The 19099-nt window shown below is 66.9% G+C and carries 16 protein-coding genes; 7 read left to right on the forward strand and 9 right to left on the reverse strand.

From position 1 onward, the window contains the following. Positions 1-15: 15 nt before the first annotated feature. Positions 16-1353, forward strand: coding sequence for an omega-aminotransferase AptA (gene aptA / locus ACIIOY_RS03785; RefSeq protein WP_411033289.1), 1338 nt, complete (start codon positions 16-18; stop codon positions 1351-1353). Positions 1354-1413: 60 nt separating this feature from the next. Continuing rightward, positions 1414-1773, forward strand: a complete 360-nt coding sequence (locus ACIIOY_RS03790; protein WP_411033290.1) for a winged helix-turn-helix domain-containing protein — start codon at positions 1414-1416, stop codon at positions 1771-1773. Position 1774: 1 nt separating this feature from the next. On the opposite strand, the gene modC is transcribed toward ACIIOY_RS03790, so the two are convergent. The 5 genes from modC to ACIIOY_RS03815 all read right to left on the reverse strand — a co-directional run bounded on the left by modC (position 1775) and on the right by ACIIOY_RS03815 (position 6565). Further along, complete coding sequence (modC, locus tag ACIIOY_RS03795) at positions 1775-2848, reverse strand: molybdenum ABC transporter ATP-binding protein (RefSeq protein ID WP_411033291.1); 1074 nt, start codon at positions 2846-2848, stop codon at positions 1775-1777. Then, positions 2845-3546: a molybdate ABC transporter permease subunit gene (gene modB, locus ACIIOY_RS03800; protein WP_411033292.1), complete on the reverse strand. Its 702-nt coding sequence runs from the start codon at positions 3544-3546 to the stop codon at positions 2845-2847. Before modB ends, modC begins: the two co-directional genes overlap by 4 nt. A gap of 208 nt (positions 3547-3754) precedes the next feature. After that, positions 3755-4528: a molybdate ABC transporter substrate-binding protein gene (gene modA / locus ACIIOY_RS03805; RefSeq protein ID WP_411033293.1), complete on the reverse strand. Its 774-nt coding sequence runs from the start codon at positions 4526-4528 to the stop codon at positions 3755-3757. A 539-nt stretch (positions 4529-5067) separates the two neighbouring features. Continuing rightward, positions 5068-5214: a DUF1127 domain-containing protein gene (locus tag ACIIOY_RS03810; protein WP_411033294.1), complete on the reverse strand. Its 147-nt coding sequence runs from the start codon at positions 5212-5214 to the stop codon at positions 5068-5070. Between the two features lie 214 nt (positions 5215-5428). After that, positions 5429-6565, reverse strand: coding sequence for an aminotransferase (locus tag ACIIOY_RS03815; RefSeq protein ID WP_411033295.1), 1137 nt, complete (start codon positions 6563-6565; stop codon positions 5429-5431). Between the two features lie 76 nt (positions 6566-6641). Between ACIIOY_RS03815 and ACIIOY_RS03820 the strand changes: the two genes are divergently transcribed. Together ACIIOY_RS03820 and ACIIOY_RS03825 are read left to right on the forward strand one after the other, a co-directional pair. Next, entirely contained in the window at positions 6642-7199 is a 558-nt protein-coding gene (locus ACIIOY_RS03820) for a helix-turn-helix domain-containing protein (RefSeq protein WP_411033296.1), read from the forward strand. Between the two features lie 291 nt (positions 7200-7490). Further along, a complete protein-coding gene (locus tag ACIIOY_RS03825; protein ID WP_411033297.1) occupies positions 7491-10052 on the forward strand; it encodes a GcvT family protein in 2562 nt (853 codons plus the stop codon). Between the two features lie 118 nt (positions 10053-10170). On the opposite strand, the gene ACIIOY_RS03830 is transcribed toward ACIIOY_RS03825, so the two are convergent. From ACIIOY_RS03830 to ACIIOY_RS03840, 3 genes are all read right to left on the reverse strand, one after another. Continuing rightward, a complete protein-coding gene (locus ACIIOY_RS03830; RefSeq protein ID WP_411033298.1) occupies positions 10171-11370 on the reverse strand; it encodes an amidohydrolase family protein in 1200 nt (399 codons plus the stop codon). An 88-nt stretch (positions 11371-11458) separates the two neighbouring features. Then, on the reverse strand, positions 11459-12163 hold the full coding sequence (locus ACIIOY_RS03835; protein ID WP_411033299.1) for a L,D-transpeptidase: 705 nt from the start codon (positions 12161-12163) through the stop codon (positions 11459-11461). Between the two features lie 11 nt (positions 12164-12174). Beyond that, a complete protein-coding gene (locus tag ACIIOY_RS03840) occupies positions 12175-13218 on the reverse strand; it encodes a L,D-transpeptidase family protein (RefSeq protein ID WP_411033300.1) in 1044 nt (347 codons plus the stop codon). A gap of 314 nt (positions 13219-13532) precedes the next feature. Here ACIIOY_RS03840 and ACIIOY_RS03845 point away from each other — a divergent pair, with 314 nt between their 5' ends. Further along, positions 13533-13949 carry a MerR family transcriptional regulator gene (locus ACIIOY_RS03845; protein WP_411033301.1) on the forward strand — a complete coding sequence of 139 codons (417 nt, stop codon included), beginning with the start codon at positions 13533-13535 and terminating at the stop codon, positions 13947-13949. A 2-nt stretch (positions 13950-13951) separates the two neighbouring features. Here the strand turns inward: ACIIOY_RS03845 and ACIIOY_RS03850 are convergent, their stop codons facing one another. Next, complete coding sequence (locus tag ACIIOY_RS03850) at positions 13952-16165, reverse strand: heavy metal translocating P-type ATPase (RefSeq protein ID WP_411033302.1); 2214 nt, start codon at positions 16163-16165, stop codon at positions 13952-13954. Positions 16166-16695: 530 nt separating this feature from the next. Between ACIIOY_RS03850 and ACIIOY_RS03855 the strand changes: the two genes are divergently transcribed. Both ACIIOY_RS03855 and ACIIOY_RS03860 read left to right on the forward strand, forming a co-directional pair. Beyond that, positions 16696-17796, forward strand: a complete 1101-nt coding sequence (locus tag ACIIOY_RS03855) for a carboxynorspermidine decarboxylase (protein WP_411033303.1) — start codon at positions 16696-16698, stop codon at positions 17794-17796. Between the two features lie 34 nt (positions 17797-17830). After that, the gene (locus tag ACIIOY_RS03860; RefSeq protein ID WP_411033304.1) at positions 17831-19069 is read left to right on the forward strand and encodes a saccharopine dehydrogenase family protein; all 1239 of its coding nucleotides are present in this window, start codon (positions 17831-17833) and stop codon (positions 19067-19069) included. Positions 19070-19099: the final 30 nt, after the last annotated feature.

A 19099-nucleotide genomic window follows, 5' to 3' on the forward strand; every position in this document is an offset into this window, starting at 1 on the left:
CAGAGGAGATCCGCCATGAACGTCCACAGCAAATCCAACGCCCCGGTGCTCGACAGCTACTGGATGCCGTTTACCGCCAACCGCCAGTTCAAGGCCGCGCCGCGCCTGCTCGCGGGCGCCGAGGGCATGTACTACACCAGCGCGGACGGCCGCACGGTGCTCGACGGCACCGCCGGCCTCTGGTGCGTGAATGCCGGCCACGGCCGGCGCCAGATCGCCGCCGCCGTCGAGCGCCAGCTCACGCAGATGGATTTCGCGCCCTCCTTCCAGATGGGCCATCCGATCGCCTTCGACTTCGCCGAGCGGCTGGCCGAGATCGCGCCCGGCCCGGACGGCGCCCGGCTCGACCGCATCTTCTACACCGGCTCCGGCTCCGAATCGGTCGACACCGCGCTGAAGATCGCGCTCGCCTACCAGCGGGCGATCGGCCAGGGCACGCGCACGCGCCTCATCGGCCGCGAGCGCGGTTATCACGGCGTCGGCTTCGGCGGCATCTCGGTCGGCGGCATCGTCAACAACCGCCGCGTCTTCCCGCAGCTTGCGGGTTCCGACCACCTGCGCCACACCCACGACCCCGCCAGGAACGCCTATGTGAAAGGCCAGCCGGAGCACGGCGCCGAGCTGGCGGACGACCTGGAACGGCTGGTCGCGCTGCACGGCGCGGAAACCATCGCGGCCTGCATCGTGGAGCCCGTCGCCGGCTCCACCGGCGTGCTGATCCCGCCGAAGGGCTACCTGGAAAGGCTGCGCGCGATCTGCGACAGGCACGGCATCCTCCTCATCTTCGACGAGGTCATCACCGGCTTCGGCCGCCTCGGCGCCGCGTTCGCCACCGACTATTTCGGCGTGACGCCGGACCTCGTGACCACCGCCAAGGGCCTCACCAACGGCGCGATACCGATGGGCGCGGTCTTTGCCAGCCGCAAGGTGCACGACGCGCTGATGCAGGGGCCGGAAAATGCCATCGAGCTCTTCCACGGCTATACCTATTCCGGCCATCCGGCGGCCTGCGCGGCCGGCATCGCGACGCTCGACATCTATCGCGACGAGGGCCTCTTCACGCGCGGCGCCGCGTTGCAGGAAGACTGGCACGACGCGATGCATTCGCTGAAGGGCCTGCCGCACATCATCGACATCCGCACGATCGGCCTCATCGCCGGCATCGAGCTCGCGCCCCGCGACGGCGCGCCCGGCGCGCGCGCCTACGACATCTTCGTCGACTGCTTCGAGAAGGGCCTGCTCACCCGCGTGACCGGCGACATCATCGCCTTCTCGCCGCCGCTGATCGCCGAGAAGACGCATTTCGAGGACATCGTCTCGATCCTCGGCGATGCGCTGAAACGGGCGGCCTGACGCTTTCCTCGTCGACAAACGCTGTTATATCTGGGCCCGCATCCATACGGGCCCAGTTCCATGTCAGCATCCGCCAAGACCGAACCGAAACTCATCTTCCGGCTCCAGTTCGAGCCGGAGGGGCGGATCGGCCGGGGAAAGATCGAGCTTCTGTCGCATATCAGGCAGACGGGCTCCATCTCCGCGGGCGGGCGGGCGATGGACATGTCCTACCGCCGCGCCTGGCTGCTCGTCGACGAGATGAACCGGCTGTTCCGCGAGCCGGTGGTCGAATCGCAGCGCGGCGGCAAGCAGGGCGGCGGCGCGGTGCTGACCCCCTTCGGCGAGGCGCTGATCGCGCGCTACCAGGCGATGGAGGAGAAGGCGCGGGCGGCGCTTGCCGACGACATCGGCTGGATCGTCGCGAATCTGGCGGACTGATTCATTCCAGCGCCACCGTCTTGATGACGGCGTGGACAGGAAGGCCCGCGGCAAGGCCCAGGCGCTCGACGGAGAATGCCGTGATGCGGGCACGGATGCGATCCCCGCCGCAGGCGATGCGCAGGCTCGCCATGCCCTCCCCGTCCGGCTCGATCGCTTCCACGATGCCTTCGAGGATGTTGAGCGCGCTCAGACCCTCGGGGCGGACCGTCGCCACCATGACGTCGCGGGCGGGGACGCGCAGGCGCACCGCCTCGCCCGGCGAAACGGCGGCGCCCGGCACGAGGATCGCCGCGCCGCCGTCGAGGCGGACGGTGGCAAGGCCGTGCGCGGCATCGCGCGCCTCGACCCGCCCGGAAAGCACGCTGCCGGCCTCGCGGCGCTCGGCGGCGGAGGCGAGGCGCGGGCCGCCCAGCACCTCGGAAGCGGCGCCGACGGCCTCGACGCGGCCGCCCGCCATCAGCACGACCCTGTCGGCAAGGCGCGCGACCTCGGCGACCGAATGGCTGACATAGACGATGGGAATGCCCACCTCGTCGCGCAGGCGCTCCAGATAGGGCAGGATTTCGGCCTTGCGCTCCTCGTCGAGCGCGGCGAGAGGCTCGTCCATCAAAAGCAGGCGGGGCGAGGCGAGCAGAGCGCGGCCGATGGCGACGCGCTGCTTCTCCCCGCCGGAAAGATTGGCCGGCTGGCGGTCGAGCAGGTCGCCGATGCCGAGCAGTTCCACGACACGGCCGGGACTTTCCGCCCGCGCGCCCTTCGGCGAGAACCAGCGGCCGTAATTGAGGTTCTGCCGCACGGTGAGGTGCGGGAAGAGCCGCGCCTCCTGGAAGACGTAACCGAAGCGGCGGCGATGCGGCGGAACGAGAATGCCGCGCGCGGTATCGACCAGCACGTCGTCATCCAGCAGCACGCGCCCTTCGGCCGGGCGCGTCAGCCCGGCGATGATGCGCACGAGCGAGGTCTTGCCCGAGCCGGAACGGCCGAACAGGGCCGTGACGCCGCCATCGGAGGTGAAGGCGGCGTCCAGCGAGAAATCGCCGAGCCGGCGGCGTGCTTCGACCACGAGGCTCATTCGAGGTTCACCTTGCGGCCGATGCGCTGGGCCAGGATCTCCGAGGCGAGCAGCGCGGCCATGGAGATGGCGATGGCGACGAGGGTGAGCCGCATGGCGCCGGCATCGCCGCCGGGCACCTGGGTGAAGGTGTAGATCGCCGCCGAAAGCGTCTGCGTTTCGCCGGGGATGTTGGAGACGAAGGTGATGGTGGCGCCGAACTCGCCCATCGCCTTGGCGAAGGCGAGGATCATTCCGGCGATGACGCCGGGCAGGATCAGCGGCAGGGTGACGGTGAGGAAGACCCAGACGGGGCTCGCGCCGAGCGTGCCGGCCGCCTCCTCCAGCCTGCGGTCGACGGCTTCGATGGAAAGGCGGATCGAGCGCACCATGAGCGGGAAGCCCATGACGCCGCAGGCAAGCGCCGCGCCGGTCCAGCGGAAGGAAAACACGATGCCGAACCAGTCGGCAAGCAGCGCGCCGACGGGACCGCGCCGGCCGAACAGGATGAGCAGCAGGAAACCGGTGACGACCGGCGGCAGGATGAGCGGCAGGTGGACGACGCCGTTCAGCAGCGACTTGCCCCAGAAACGGCCGCGGGCGAGCGCCAGCGCCACGAGGATGCCGAGCGGCAGGCTGACGAGGACCGCGACCGCCGAGACCCGAAGGCTCAGCCGGATCGCCGTCCATTCCTCCGCGCTCAAGGCAAACCAGTCCAATGCGTGTCCTTTCCAAAGGCAACAGCCCCGGCTGCCCGGCCGGGACGGCATTGCTCCCCCTAATCCTCTCCTCCGTCATGCCGCGGGTGTCATGCGGATCCTCGGGTCAGGCCCGAGGATGACGGAGGGCTTGGTGTGAGGCTCGTCGACAGACCAGGTCGGCAAGCCGGCCCCGGATGTAGCATCCGGGGCTGTCGCCGGGCTCGTCTTACTTCAGGATGGTGAAGCCCTGCTCGGTGAAGAAGGGGGCGGCCTTGTCCGATTTCAGGAAGTCGAGATAGGCGCCGGCCGCCGGGCTCTGCGATTCTAAGAGGATGGCAACGGGGTAGATGATCGGCGGATGGCTGTCTTCCGGGAAGGTGCCGACGACGGCGACGCCCGGATCGGCGGCGGCATCCGTCTGGTAGACGATGCCGTAGGGCGCCTCGCCGCGCGAGACGAGGGCGAGCGCCGCGCGCACGCTTTCCGCGCCGGCGACTTTGCCCTCGACGGAGGACCAGACGCCGAGCTTTTCGAGCGCCGCCTTGCCGTACTTGCCGGCCGGTACGCTGTCGACCGCGCCCATGGCGAGCTTGCCGTCACCGACGAGGCCGGCGAGGTCGAAGCCTTCCTTGATCTCGACCGTCGTCGCCTTGTCCTTCGGCGCGACGAGCACGATGCGGTTGCCGAGCAGGTTTGCGCGCGTCTCCTCCTTGATCAGCTTCTTTTCCGCGACATAGTCCATCCAGGCAAGGTCGGCCGAGATGAAGAGGTCGGCGGGCGCCGCCGCCTCGATCTGCTTGGCGAGCGCCGAGCTCGCGGCATAGGAGACCGTCGTCTCGTTGCCGGTTGCCTTCTGCCATTCGGCATTGGCGGCATCGAGCGCGTTCTTGAGGCTCGCAGCGGCGAAGACGGTGACCTTTTCCGCCGCGGCGGCCGGCAGCGCGAGCGGAAGCGCCGCGAAGACGGCGGCGGCGAGTTTCAGAAGCAGACGACGGTTCATTCCTGTTCTCCCTTTTCCTGCCCTTCCGGCAGCGTAATATCGCATTGAATATAGCGATGCCTGCGGCTTGGCCAGCGGTATATTTTCAAAAATACAATGAAACTGCCCAAGGCCAAGCGCGGGAGAGACGCACCGGTCGAGCCGTGGGCTTGCGCGGCTTTTTCGCATGTCGGGGCAAGAGGGGGTCCGAAAATGGAAAAGCCTGCCGCGGGAGGAGGTGCGGCAGGCTTTCCGATAGAACCGAATGGCGACTGGGAGGAGGAGTGTCGCCATTCCCGCAGTCGGCCTTGGGAGGAGGAGTAGGCCTTCTGCAAACATCGAAGCTTCGTGGGAGGAGGTACGTCGCTTCGATAAATATGACTATATCCCATTCCTGATCATTTCATAGGCATCGTTTTGCAATGCAGCTATGCGTTATGCGCGTAACGTATATCTCAATTCCGTTGAGTTAAGTCCGGCAGCGCTGATTCGTTCGCACATGCAAAAACGCCCGCCGGAAGGGCGGGCGTCTTGAAATCCTGCCGTCCGGCAGCGCGCGGTCAGAAGCCGACGGCAGCGCGGGCGACGGCCTTGATCTCAGAGCGCTCGATGCCGAGGTCGCGCAGTTCGCGGGCGCTCATGCGGCCGAGCTCGTTGACGGTCTGGCGGTACTTGCGCCAATTGCTGAAGGAACGTGCCATGTTCATGATGATCCCCTTTCCTGAGGCTCTCCGTTCGGCACCGGTCCGTGGCGCCGCGTCTTTCGATGACGGTCTTATAGTCCCATGCTGCAATGCGGAACAGCGCTAAGCCGGCACGTCAACCATGCAATTTTCGCATGGGTCTGGCGGGCGTGGCGTGGATGATCGGGCCAGGCCCGACCATGACGGCGGAGGGGTCCGGCGGACTTTGCCAGCAGTATCAGGCCGTCAACGCGGCCTGCTCCTCCCTGAGGAAGGACGAGAGCCGCCGCAATCCTTCGCGCAAAACGGCTTGCCCATTGGCGTAGCCGATGCGCAGGTGCCCCTCCATGTCCATGGCGCTGCCGGGCACCAGCATGACGCCGGTGCGCTCCAGGAGCCGCGTGCAGAAGGCCGTGGAGGAAATCGGCAGGTCGTATTTCAACAGCGCCGTGGTGCCCGATTTCGGCTTCACCCAGGAGATCAGCGGCTCGCTCTCCACCCATTCGGCGAGAATGGCGAGGTTGCGCCGGGTAATCGCATGGCTGCGGGCAAGGATCCTGTCGCGGTTTTCCAGCGCGATGGCGGCGAAATGGTCGTCGATCATGCCGACGCTGATCGTGTTGTAGTCGCGGTGGACCGAGACGGCGCGCAGCAGGTCCTTCGGTCCGACGATCCAGCCGAGGCGCAGGCCCGCCAGCGAATAGGTCTTGGACATGCTGCCCGTGCTGATGCCCTTCTCGTAGAGGTCGGCGATGGAGGCCGTCATGCCGTCGCCTTCCTGGTCCGTTCCGCGGTAGACCTCGTCGCAGAGGATAAAGGCGCCGCAGCCGCGGGCGATCTCCACGACCTGCAGGAGGAAATCCCGGTCCATCAGGGAGCCGGCCGGATTGTTCGGATTGTTGAGGCAGATGAGCTTCGTGCCGGTTGCGGCAAGGCGGCGCAGCTCCGCCAGGTCCGGCAGGAAACCATGCTCGGCCGTCAGCTTGAGGATCTTCACGTCCGCGCCGAGACTTTCGGGGATGGAATAGTGCTGCTGGTAGGTGGGCAGGACCGAGACGACGCGGTCGCCGGGCTCCACCAGCGTCTCGTGCACCAGCGCATTGGCACCGATCGCGCCGTGGGTGACGACGACATTCTCCGCCGACTGCCTTTCATAAAGGCCGGCGATCAGGCCGCGCAGCCGCTCGCTGCCCTCGATCGCGCCGTAGGTGAGCTTCATCGGCAGCAGTTCGGCGAGGATGCCGTCCTTCCTGCCGGCCATGTCGAGCAGTTCCCCGACCGTCAGCGATTCCACGCAGGTTTCCGCAAGGTTCAGTTCGCAGTGGTTCTCGTAGCGGTTCATCCAGATCTCGACGCCGAAATCGCGTATCTTCATGGCCGGGTCCTTTCGGGCTAGAAAGCGGGATGCGGCGCGGCCGCCCCTTCGATAACGGAACCGTATGAGCAATATATTGCACAGTCAAGAACGCGGCGATGTGCTCGCCCATGTCTCGGGCAACCTGCGCCGCCTCCGGCAGGCCGCCGGCCTCAGCCAGGCGGCGCTGGCGAAGGCCTCCGGCATCAGCCGGCGCATGATCGTGTCGCTGGAAGGGGGCGATGCGAATATCAGCCTGTCGAGCCTCGACAAGCTCGCCGCGGCCATCGGCGTCGGCTTCGTCGACCTGGTGCGCGATCCGGCGCGCGCGCCTTCCGCCGTGATCAACGAGGTGACGTGGCGCGGCGCGCAGGCGGAAAGCATCGCCGTGCTGCTCGGCTCGGCCCCGGCGGCGACGGAAGCGCAGATGTGGCTCTGGTCGCTCGGCCCCGGCGAACGCTACGACGCCGAGCCGGACCCTGCCGGCTGGCACGAGATGATCTTCGTGACCGAGGGCACGCTGCGGCTCGAACTGTCCGGCTCGGCGAAGGACTATGAGGCGGGCGGCTTCGCCGTCTACGGCACCGACCAGAGCTACGCCTATGCCAATGCCGGCCCCGGAACCGTCCGCTTCGTGCGCAACGTGGTTTCCTGACACTCCCTCCGGCCGCGGCGATCACCCATGGAAACGGCGCGGCGGACGAGGACGACTCCGAGCTATGCCACCTGCCGCTGGAGGTAGGCGTCCATCGCCTCCTCGGGACGGCGGCGTGAGCGCACGGAAATGCATTGCGCGGGGGGAACGATCCGCTAGGGTCGTGCCGCGGGCGCAGGGCAAGGGGTCCGGGGACTGTCGGAACTGGTCGCGGACGAGTCGCAGACAGGCTGCAACGGCACCGGGCGAGGCCCTAAAATCGGCCGCAATTTCTCATCGGGGTCTATGAGCATGGCAGAATTTCCGCAACAGGCGAAGGTCGTCATCATCGGTTTGGGTGGCATCGTGGGCGCGTCGATCGCCCACCATCTCATCGAGCGCGGATGGGACGATATCGTGGGCATCGACAAGTCGGGCATTCCGACCGACATCGGTTCGACGGCGCATGCCTCGGACTTCTGCTACACGACGAGCCACGACTACCTCTCGGTCTGGACCACCCAGTATTCCATCGATTTCTACGAGAAGATGGGCCACTACGCCCGCATCGGGGGCCTGGAAGTCGCGCGCACCGGCGACGAGACCTGGATGGAGGAGATCAAGCGCAAGCTTTCCTCCGCCAAGGCTTTCGGCACGCGGGCGCGCTACGTCTCGCCGTCCGAGATCAAGGAGATGTTCCCGCTGATCGAGGAAGACAAGGTGATGGGCGGCCTGTTCGATCCCGATGCCGGCCTCGTCGTCCCGCGCTCGCAGACGGTCGCCGGCAAGCTGGTCGACGCGGCGGAAAGATCCGGCAAGCTGAAGGTCTTCGGCAACACGCCGGCCAAGTCCCTGATCGTCGAGAACGGCCGCATCAAGGGCGTCGTCACCCACCGCGGCACGATCATGGCCGAACATGTCGTCGTCTGCGCCGGCATCTGGGGGCGCCTCATCGCCGAGATGGTCGGCGAGGACCTGCCGGTCATGCCGGTCGACCATCCCCTCACCTTCTTCGGCCCGTTCAACGAATTCGAAGGCACCGGCAAGGAGATCGGCTACCCGCTGCTGCGCGACCAGGGCAACTCCGCCTACATGCGCGACACGGGCGACCCGAAGACCACCGAGGGCGGTCAGATCGAGTGGGGCTATTACGAGACCACCAATCCGCGCCTCTGCCATCCGCGCGACATCCTCGAAAAGCACGAGGCGCGCCTTTCGCCCTCGCAGCGCGACCTGGAGATGGAGCAGATCCTCGAGCCGCTGGAACGCGCCATGGAGCTGACGCCGATCCTCGGCGAGCTCGGCTACAACGAGAGCCATTCCTTCAACGGCCTCCTGCAGGTCTCGGCCGCCGGCGGCCCCTCCTGCGGCGAGAGTCAGAAGGTGCGGGGCCTGTGGTACTGCGTCGCCATCTGGGTGAAGGACGGGCCCGGCTACGGCAAGCTCATCGCCGACTGGATGACGGACGGGCGCACCGGGATCGATCATGCCTCGATCGACTATGCGCGCTTCTACCCGCACCAGCTGGAGGAGAAGTTCATCGAGGGCCGCACCTTCGAGGCCGCCCAGAAGATCTACTTCCCGGCCATCCACCCGCGCGAGCCCTATGCCAGCGGCCGCGGCGTCAAGCGCTCGCCCTTCTACGAGCGCGAGGTCGAGCTCGGCGGCTACTTCATGGAGCTCGGCGGCTGGGAACGCGCGCACGGCTACAAGGCCAACGAGCACCTCCTGGAGAAATACGGCGAGCGCGTGCCGCTGCGCGAGAACGAGTGGGACAACCGCCATTTCTGGCGCGTCTCCAACGCCGAGCACCTTGCGATGAGCGAGGACTGCGGCATCGTCAACCTCTCGCATTTCCACATGGTGGACATCGCGGGCCCGGACCATGTCGAGCTGCTCGAATGGCTCTGCGCGGCGAAGATCGGCGGCGACGGCAATGTCGGCAAGGGCATCTACACCCACTTCCTCGACGACGAGGGCATGGTGCGCGCCGACTTCACCGTCTTCCGCATGGCCGACCGCTGCCGCCTCGTCAACGGCGCCGATGCCGGCCCGCGCGACTTTCACTACATGAAGCGCGTCGCCGAGGACCGCGGCCTCGACGTCACCATCACGGACGTCTCGGAAAAGTTCGTCACCATCGGCATCTGGGGCCCGAACGCCCGCGCGACGCTGAAGAAGGTCGTGGCCGACCCGGCCGGCCTCGACCCGGAGAACTTCCCCTTCGCGGCCATCAAGCCCATCGAGATCGCCGGCAAGCCGGTCACCGCCTTCCGCATCTCCTATGTCGGCGAGCAGGGCTGGGAACTGCACATGAAGTACGAGGACGGGCTTGCCGTCTGGGATGCGTTGCGCGCCACCGGCGTCATGGCCTTCGGCGTCGAGACCTACGCCAACTCGCGCCGCATGGAAAAGAGCCTGCGCCTGCAGAACGCCGACCTTCTCACGCAGTATAACCTCATCGAGGCGGACGTTGCCCGCCCGAAGGTCAAGGAGGCCGACTTCCGCGGCAAGGCCAAGCACCTCGAATACAAGGCGCGCCCGCACCAGCCCGCCATGCTCTGCACGCTGGTCATGACGGAGAACACCGACAGCAAGGGCGTGAAGCGCTACCCGGTCGGCAACCTGCCGGTCATGGACCCGGAAACCGGCGAGGTGCTGGTCGACGAGCTCGGCCGCCGCTCCTACACCACCTCCATCGCCTTCGGCCCGACGATCGGCAAGAACATCGCGCTCGCCTACCTGCCGTGGGCCTATTGCCAGGAAGGCCGCAAGCTCGCCGTCGAGTATTTCGCCGAGACCTATCCGGTCGAAGTGGCCGGCGTCGGCTACAAGCCGCTGTACGACCCGGAGAACCTGAAGCCGCGCACATAAGGCGCCGAACGGTTCCTTTTATCCGGAAACATTGCCGCCTTCCCTTCTCCCCTCGGGGAGAAGGGGCAAAAGGCACCCGCGCGCGCCAATGCTTGCCCGTCGCCGAAAGGGCCGGCAATCAGCGCACCACCGCCCCGTTCTCCGCCACCAGCCGTCCCGCCTTGAAGACCCGCCGCGGCTTCGGCACCGCCACCACGGCTTCCGGCACGTGCTCGGCGGCGAGCGTCACGAAGTCGGCCTTCGCGCCGACGGCGATGCCGTAGCCTTCGAGGCCGAGGGCCCTGGCACCCGCGGCCGTCACCACGTCGAAGGCGGCGGCGAGTTCGTCGTCCGTGTAGAAGCCGGAGCGGTAGCCGATCATCATGGCGCGGCCGAGCATGTCGCCATCGCCATAGGGCCACCAGGAATCGCGGATGTTGTCGCTGCCGGAGAAGACCGTGACGCCTTCCGAACGCAGGAGCGCGACCGGCGGGAAGACGTGGTCGCCGGGGGCGTTGGTCATGATCGAGACGCCGCTGGCGGCGATCGTCGCGCCGATCCGCCGCGCGGCGTCCGCATCGAGGTCGCCGAGGCCGTAGGCATGGCTGATCGCCACCCTGCCCTGCATGCCGAGCGCCGCCGTGCGCGCGCAGATCTCCTCGACGCTGAAGGCGCCGAGCGTGCCGAAATCATGCAGGTGGATGTCGACGCCGACGCCGCGCCGTTCCGCCACCCCGAAGACGACGTCGAGGTGGCCCTTGAGGTCGCGGTCGAAGCTCGCCGGATCGAGCCCGCCGACGAGATCGGCCCCAAGCCCGACGGCTTCGTCCAGAAGCCCGGCCGTGCCGGGGCTCTTCAGGATGCCGCCCTGCGGGAAGGCGACGAGCTGGATGTCGACGACGTCGCTGTATTCTTCCCGGACCCGAAGGATCGTCTCCAGCGATTTCAGCCCGACCGAGCCGTCGACCATGACATGGCTGCGCATCTGGAGGGAGCCGTTCGCAACGCAGAGTTCCAGCTGCTTGCGGGCGCGCTCGTCCATCGGCGCCGCCCGCGCCAGGTTCTCCGCCTGGAAGGCGACGCGCTCGTGCACGTTGAAGCCGTCGGTGCAGGGTTTGTGCGCAATCCACCTGTCGCCGTAGAAGCTGGTATCGAGATGGATGTGTCCCTCGACGAAACCCGGCACCAGCAGCGCGCCGCCGATGTCCACCTGCCGCGACGCGCCGTAGACGGTGCCCGGCGGCGCGATCGAGACGATGCGCCCTGCGGCGACGGCGATGTCGTTCAGCGAGCCATCCGCCAGCTTCGCATTGGTGAACAGCGTCTCGATGCCGGCCATGACGTCGCGCCTCCCTGTGCGAACGGATTCGACCGCCCCGGAGGCCAAGTCGAAACTGTACGCAATAACGCGCGAAAATCGTATGCAGTCAATAGGCCGCGGCGACGGCCGGCGAACCGAGCACCAGGATGGGCGTGCCGTTCTGGACCCGATTGTAGAGGTCGACCACGTCCTGATTGATCATGCGCACGCAGCCGGAGGAGACGGACTGGCCGATCGTCCACCATTCCGGCGAGCCGTGGATGCGGTAGAGCGTGTCCTCGCCGTTCTGGAAGATGTAGAGCGCGCGCGCGCCGAGCGGGTTGCTGAGACCCGGCTCCATGCCACCATTGGCGATGCTGTAGGGCTCCAGCTCGGGCTGGCGGGCGACCATCTCGTCCGGCGGCGTCCAGCGCGGCCACTCGCGCTTGTACTGGATGACGCCGCGCCCGGCCCACTCGAAGCCCGCGCGGCCGAGGCCGACGCCGTAGCGCATGGCCTGGCCGTTCTCGTAGGTCAGGTAGAGGAAGTGGTTCGCGGTGTCGACGACGATCACGCCGGGCCGCTCGCCCGTCGGGTCCGGCACCATCTGGCGATAGAAGCGCGGATCGATCCGCTGGTAGGGAATGGCCGGCAGGGGGAACAGCTCGTCCGGCTTCGGCCCGTACATGGCCGCGTAGATGCTGGTATCGACCGGTTCGGGCTCGACGGCGACCCTTTCGCGGGCCGGCGTCGTGCAGCCGGCCAGGGCCGTGGTTGCCAGTCCTGCGCCGGCGAGCAGGAAGGACCGGCGTGTTACGCTTTCAGCAGACAATACGGGCCACCTCAATCGTCATAAGGATCGGCCAGCGCGGCTTCGGGCCGGCTGACCGGGTATTTCGTGCGCGAGATGCGGGCCGCCAGGCCCTTCGCGCCCTGCTGCTTCAAAAGCGTGCGGAAGCTCGGATGCATGCCGCCGTCCACATAGGCGAAGCTCGAAACCGGTGTGGCGCTTGCAAAAGCCGCATCCAGCTTCTTTTGTTCCGCACCGATCTTCGCCATCAGCTCGGCCTCGGGCTCGCCGACCACGGCCGGGCACTGGGCGAGCGGGTCGCCGGGCTCGCCGCCGACGAACTCCTTGTTGAACACGTAGCGGCCGCTGCAGACGGAAACCTTCGGCTGGCGCTTCGTGAAGGCGAAGGCGTCGTAGCCCTCCTTCAGCGTGCGCCAGAAGGGCATGTTCGGGTCGCCCCGGTGCTTGATCATGTTCTCCGTCGTCATGCGGAAGGGATAGGCCTGCACCTGGAAGCGCTCCTGCCCGCCCTCCAGCGCCTTCTGCACGATGGCGTAGATCTCGCCGACGCCCTGGTCGGTCATGGCGTAGCAGCCGGAGGACGAACAGCCGCCATGCACCATCAGCGCCTCGCCGGTATAGCCGAGCGCCGATTCCAGGCGGTTCGGGTAGCCGAGGTTGAAGGAAACGTAATACTGCGAGTTGGGGTTCAGCATGCCCGCCGAGACATGGTAGAAGCCCTCCGGCGCCTGGCGGTCGCCGCTCTTCCTCTTCGGCCCCAGCTTTCCGGACCAGCGGCACATCGGGTAGGTCTTGAAGAGCGCATACCTGCCGCTCGCATCGACCTTCCAGACCTCCAGCTCGCTCTCCTGCTTGAAGATGCGCACCAGCACGGGGCTTTCCGGCCGCATCTTCCTCTTCGCCATCTCGGCCTTCACCTTGCTCGAAAGCTGGGGCGTTTCGGCAAGCGAAGCGACATCCATGGCCATGCAGCCGGCAAGCAGGCCGCCGGCGACGGTCGCGGCGGCGAGCCGCGCAAGAAGCGGCAGACGCAGACGGGCGGTTTCACGGGAAAGACGGAGGCGAAGCGCAAACATGGGTCGTTTTCGGTTGCTCGGGGTCCGGGGCGCGCCGCATGCGGAGCGACGCATCTCGGGCTTAGAGTCCAAGCGATTGCTTAGAACTTCGTTAATCTTATGGCTTCAACGGTTTCGGCCAAGCATAAACGCTCAAGCCGCCCCGAGCTTCAAGGCCCGATTTGTGGCTTTCTTCCGTACGACCATCACGGGGCGAACAAAAAATCGTCAGGAGGCCGCGCCCGGGCGGCCATATCGAAGAAGAAACACGGAAAACTTGATTTGCCGGCGCTCCCGGCACATCTGTGGTGCAATCCATTCGACGAGGCGCGACAATGCTGACGATCGGCGATCTTTCCAGGGCCACGGGCGTCAAGGTTCCGACCATCCGTTACTATGAGCAGATGGGCCTCATCTCCCCTGCCGAGCGTTCGGAAGGCAACCAGCGGCGCTATTCCAGCGAGGAGCGTGACCGCCTCGCCTTCATCCGCCATGCGCGCGACCTCGGCCTCACCATCGATGCCATCCGCGAGCTGATCGAGCTCAGCCAGCACCCGGAGCGTCCCTGCCACGATGCCGACCGCATCGCCGCCGAACAGCTCGCCGCCGTCCGGCGCAAGATCGCCCGGCTCAGGAAGCTGGAGGCCGAGCTGGTGCGCATCACCAGCCATTGCCATTCCGACCAGATCAGCGAGTGCTACGTCATCCGCGCGCTCGCCAACCACGACCTCTGCGGCGACGATCACGATTGAGCTCACCGGATCGGCCGCAGCAGGCGCAGCGCATTCAGCGTGACGAGCACGGTGGCGCCGGTATCGGCGAGGATCGCCGGCCAGAGGCCCGTGATGCCGGCCACGGTCGTCACCAGGAACACGCCCTTGAGGCCGAGCGAGATGACGATGTTTTGCGTGATGTTGCGCATGGTGCGCCTGGAAAGGTCCGTCATCAACGCGACGTCGCCGACGCGGCCGTGCAGGATGGCGGCATCCGCCGTTTCCAGCGCCACGTCGGTGCCCCCGCCCATGGCGATGCCGACATCGGCGGCGGCGAGCGCCGGCGCGTCGTTGATGCCGTCGCCGATCTTGCCGACGGTAAAACCTTCGCGCTGAAGCTCGCCGACGATGCGCTGCTTGTCCTCGGGCATCAGCTCGGCACGCACCTCGATGCCGAGCGCGGCGCCGACGGCCTTTGCCGTGCGGGCATTGTCGCCCGTCAGCATGATCGTCCTGATGCCGGCATCCTTCAGGGCCTTCAGGCCGGCGGCGGCGTCGGCCCGCGGCTCGTCGCGCATGGCGACGGCCCCGGCGAGCACGCCGTCGACGACCAGCAGGGACACGGTCTTGCCGTCGTCGTTGAGCGCCGTGGTGGCGGCGCTCGCCTCTTCGGAGAGCGCGGCCCGCTCGGCGGCGGCCTTGGGCGAGCCGAGGAAGACCTCCCTTCCCTCGACGGCGGCGGCGACGCCCTTGCCGCCCAGCGCCCGCGCGCCGCTTGCGGCCGGCGGCACGATGCCGTCCTCCGCCGCCTTGCCGAGGATGGCGAGCGCGAGCGGGTGGCTGGAGCCGGCCTCCAGCGCGGCGGCAAGGCGCAGCACCTCGCGCGCCGGCCGGGAGAAGGCGACGACGTCGGTGACCTTCGGCCTGCCCTCGGTGAGCGTGCCGGTCTTGTCGAAGGCGATGGCGGTGAGCTTGCCGAGGCCTTCCAGCACCGCGCCCCCCTTCATCAGGAGGCCGCGGCGGGCGCCGGCGGAGAGCGCGGCGGCGATGGCGGCGGGGGTCGAGATGACGAGCGCGCAGGGGCAGCCGATCAAGAGCACGGCGAGGCCCTTGTAGATCCACTCGCTCCACACGCCGCCGAGGAAGAGCGGCGGGATGACCGCGACGAGCGCGGCGACGGCGACCACGCCGGGCGTGTAGTATTTCGAGAAGCGGTCGATGAAGCGTTCGGTCGGGGCCTTCGATTCCTGCGCCTCCTCGACCAGCTTGATGACGCGGGCGATGGTGTTGTCCGCCGCGGCGGCGGTGACGCGCACGCGCAGCGCCGCATCGCCGTTGACGGTACCGGCAAAGACCGTGTCGCCTTCGCCCTTGCGGACCGGCGTGCTCTCGCCGGTGACGGGCGCCTCGTCGATGGCGCTCTCGCCCTCGATGATCGCACCGTCAGCGGAAATGCGGTCGCCGGGGCGCACGAGGATGACGGCGCCGACGGCGAGTTCCTCGGCCGGGACTTGCCTGGTGCGGCCATCCGCTTCGAGCAGCGCCGTCTTCGGGACGAGAGCGGAGAGCGAGCGGATGCTGTCGCGCGCCTTGCCGGCGGCAACGCCCTCCAGGAGCTCGCCGACGAGGAAGAGGAAGACGACGGCGGCCGCCTCCTCCGAAGCGTTGATGATCACCGCACCCACGGCGGCGATGGTCATCAGCATCTCGATGGAGAACGGCGTGCCGGCGAGCGCGGCCATGACGGCGCGGCGGGCGATCGGCACGAGGCCGACGAACATGGCGACGACGAAGGCATAGGTCTCGACGGCCGGGAAGAGATGGCCGATGCCATAGGCGATCGCCAGCGCCGCGCCGGCGAGAATGGTGAGGCGCCCCTTCCTGCCCTTCCACCACGGACCTTCCGAAGGGCCATGGTCGTGGCCGTGCAGGCCCCCGATCGCGGCCGCCTCCGGCGCGCGGCCGTGAAGGTCGTGGTCATGGCCGCAGCCGGGATCGTGCCCGTCTGTGCCGGCCGGCATTTCCGCGGGCACATCCGCTGCCGGCGTCACGGCGTAGCCGAGGCCGGATACCTTCCTGCGGATCGCCTCCAGGTCGCTCGTCGAATCGTGCCGCACGCGCATGCTGCCGGCGGTCACGGAGACGGAGACGTCCGAAACACCCGGCATGCGGCGCACCGCGGTATCGATCTTGCCGGCGCAGGAGGCGCAATCCATGCCCTCCACCCGGAAACGCGTCTCTTTCACATCGGGCATCGAAAAATCCTCTTCATGCTGGTGAGGATGTTCTACGACCTCTAGCGACTAGAGGTACAAGGGCCTGCCGCGAAAAATTTTCTGCCGAACGACCGCATTGAAATCCTCCGCGCGCCTGTGCTAGAGAGCCCACCTATTGCAGGTTTCATCTGCTGGTTGGGGAGGACGCCATGTCTTGCGACGCCCTCTTCCAATCGGGGATGGGCTCGGTCGATGCCCCCCGAACGGAAGAACGCTTCACGATGCGTGCCGATGCGGCACGGTCTGGCTTTGACGCCGTTGCGCCGACCGGCCCCGTGCGGCCGGTGAAGACACCGCGCCTGCCCGCCCTTTTTCCGACCCGGCACCGCGACAGAGGTAACAGCGCGAAAGCGCCGTCACATCGCCGTGTCCGCACGACGATACCGTAACCGGCGGCCTTCCTTTCCCTGATCCCACGCGAAGCGGGAGGCTGCGCCTCTCCTCGCCGCGTCCCTATCGCGTTTCCGGCGCCGGCCGGCGACCGTTCCACCGCAAGAAGACAGGTCCCCATGTCCCTGACCACGCCCTATTACCTGATCGACAAGTCGAAGCTCCTCGTCAACATGGAGAAGATCGCGCGGCTGCGCGAAATCTCCGGCGCCAAGGCGCTGCTGGCGCTGAAGTGCTTCGCCACCTGGTCGGTCTTCGACCTCATGCGGGAATACATGGACGGCACGACCTCCTCCTCGCTCAACGAGGTGCGCCTCGGCCACGAGCGCTTCGGCAAGGAGACGCACGCCTATTCCGTCGCCTATGCCGACTACGAGATCGACGAGGTCGTCGGCCACGCCGACAAGATCATCTTCAACTCGATCGGCCAGCTCGAGCGCTTTTCCGACAAGGCCGCAGGCATCGTGCGCGGCCTGCGGCTCAATCCCGGTATCTCCTCCTCCAGCTTCGACCTTGCCGACCCCGCCCGCCCCTTCTCGCGCCTCGGCGAATGGGACGTGAGGCAAGTCGAGCCGGTCATGGACCGCATTTCCGGCTTCATGATCCACAACAACTGCGAAAACGGCGATTTCGACCTCTTCGACCGCATGCTCGCAACGATCGAGGAGAAATTCGCGCCGCTCCTGAAGAAGGCCGAATGGGTGAGCCTCGGCGGCGGCATCCACTTCACCGGCGAGACCTATCCGCTGGAGAAATTCGCCGAGCGGCTGAAGCGCTTTGCGGGCGAATACGGCGTTCAAGTCTATCTGGAGCCGGGCGAGGCCTCGATCACCAGGTCCACCACGCTGGAGGTCACCGTGCTCGACACGCTGAACAACGGCAAGGACCTCGCCATCGTCGACAGTTCCATCGAGGCGCACATGCTCGATCTCCTGATCTACCGCGAGAGCGCCAAGCTCGTCCCCAACACCGGACCGCACCGCTACATGGTCTGCGGCAAGTCGTGCCTGGCCGGCGACATCTTCGGCGAGTTCGATTTCGAGCGGGAACTGAAGGTCGGCGACCGCCTCTCCATCCAGGACGCGGCCGGCTACACCATGGTCAAGAAGAACTGGTTCAACGGCGTGAAGATGCCGGCGATCGCCATCCGCGAACTGGACGGCACCATCAGAACGGTCCGCGAATTCACCTACGCGGACTATGAAGAAAGCCTCTCCTGAGGCGTCACCGGGTTAGAAGGAGATATCCCCCGAAATGAAGAAGAACGCGCTCATCATCGGCGCCGGCGGCGTTGCCCAGGTCGTGGCGCACAAGTGCGCCCAGAACAACGACGTGCTCGGCGACATCCACATCGCTTCGCGCACCAAGGCGAAGTGCGACAGGATCATCGCATCCGTTCATGAGAAGAAGGCGATGAAGCAGCCGGGCGTCCTCGAAGGCCACGCCCTCGACGCGCTCGACATCGAGGCGACCAAGGCGCTCATCAAGTCCACCGGGTCCGAGATCGTCATCAATGTCGGCACCGCCTTCCTCAACATGTCGGTGCTGCGCGCCTGCATGGACACGGGTGCGGCCTATATCGACACCGCCATCCACGAGGAGCCGGGCAAGATCTGCGAGACGCCGCCGTGGTACGGCAACTACGAATGGAAGCGCGCGGCCGAATGCGAGGAGAAGGGCATCACTGCCATCCTCGGCGCCGGCTTCGACCCCGGCGTCGTCAACGCCTATGCGCGCCTTGCCAAGGACGAGTACCTCGACAAGGTGACGGACGTCGACATCGTCGACATCAACGCCGGCAGCCACGGCAAGTATTTCGCGACGAACTTCGACCCGGAAATCAACTTCCGCGAGTTCACCGGCGTCGTCTATTCCTGGCAGAACGGCCAGTGGCAGACGAACAAGATGTTCGAGATCGGCAAGGAATACGACCTGCCGGTCGTCGGCAAGCGCAAGGCGTATCTGTGCGGCCATGACGAGGTGCACTCGCTCGCCAAGAACATGGACGGCGCCGACGTGCGCTTCTGGATGGGCTTCGGCGATCACTACATCAACGTCTTCACGGTGCTGAAGAATATCGGCCTGCTCTCCGAGCAGCCGGTGAGGCTCGCCGAAGGCCAGGAGGTGGTGCCGCTGAAGGTCGTCAAGGCCTGCCTGCCCGATCCCGCCTCGCTTGCCCCCGAATACGAAGGCAAGACCTGCATCGGCGACTATGTGAAGGGCCTGAAGGACGGCAAGGAGAAGACCGTCTTCATCTACAACGTGGCCGACCATAAGGAAGCCTACGAGGAAGTGGGCTCGCAGGGCATTTCCTACACCGCCGGCGTGCCGCCGGTCGCCGCCGCGATGCTGATCGCCACCGGCGAGTGGGACGTGAAGAAGATGGCGAACGTCGAGGAACTGCCGCCGAAGCCCTTCATCAGCCTCCTGAACCGGATCGGCCTGCCGACCCGCATCCAGGACGAGGACGGCGACCGCCCCGTCAGCTTCTGAGCCGGCGGCCGCATGAAGACAGGAGGGCCG

This window comes from Shinella agrisoli, from assembly GCF_046557955.1.
Classification (GTDB): domain Bacteria; phylum Pseudomonadota; class Alphaproteobacteria; order Rhizobiales; family Rhizobiaceae; genus Shinella.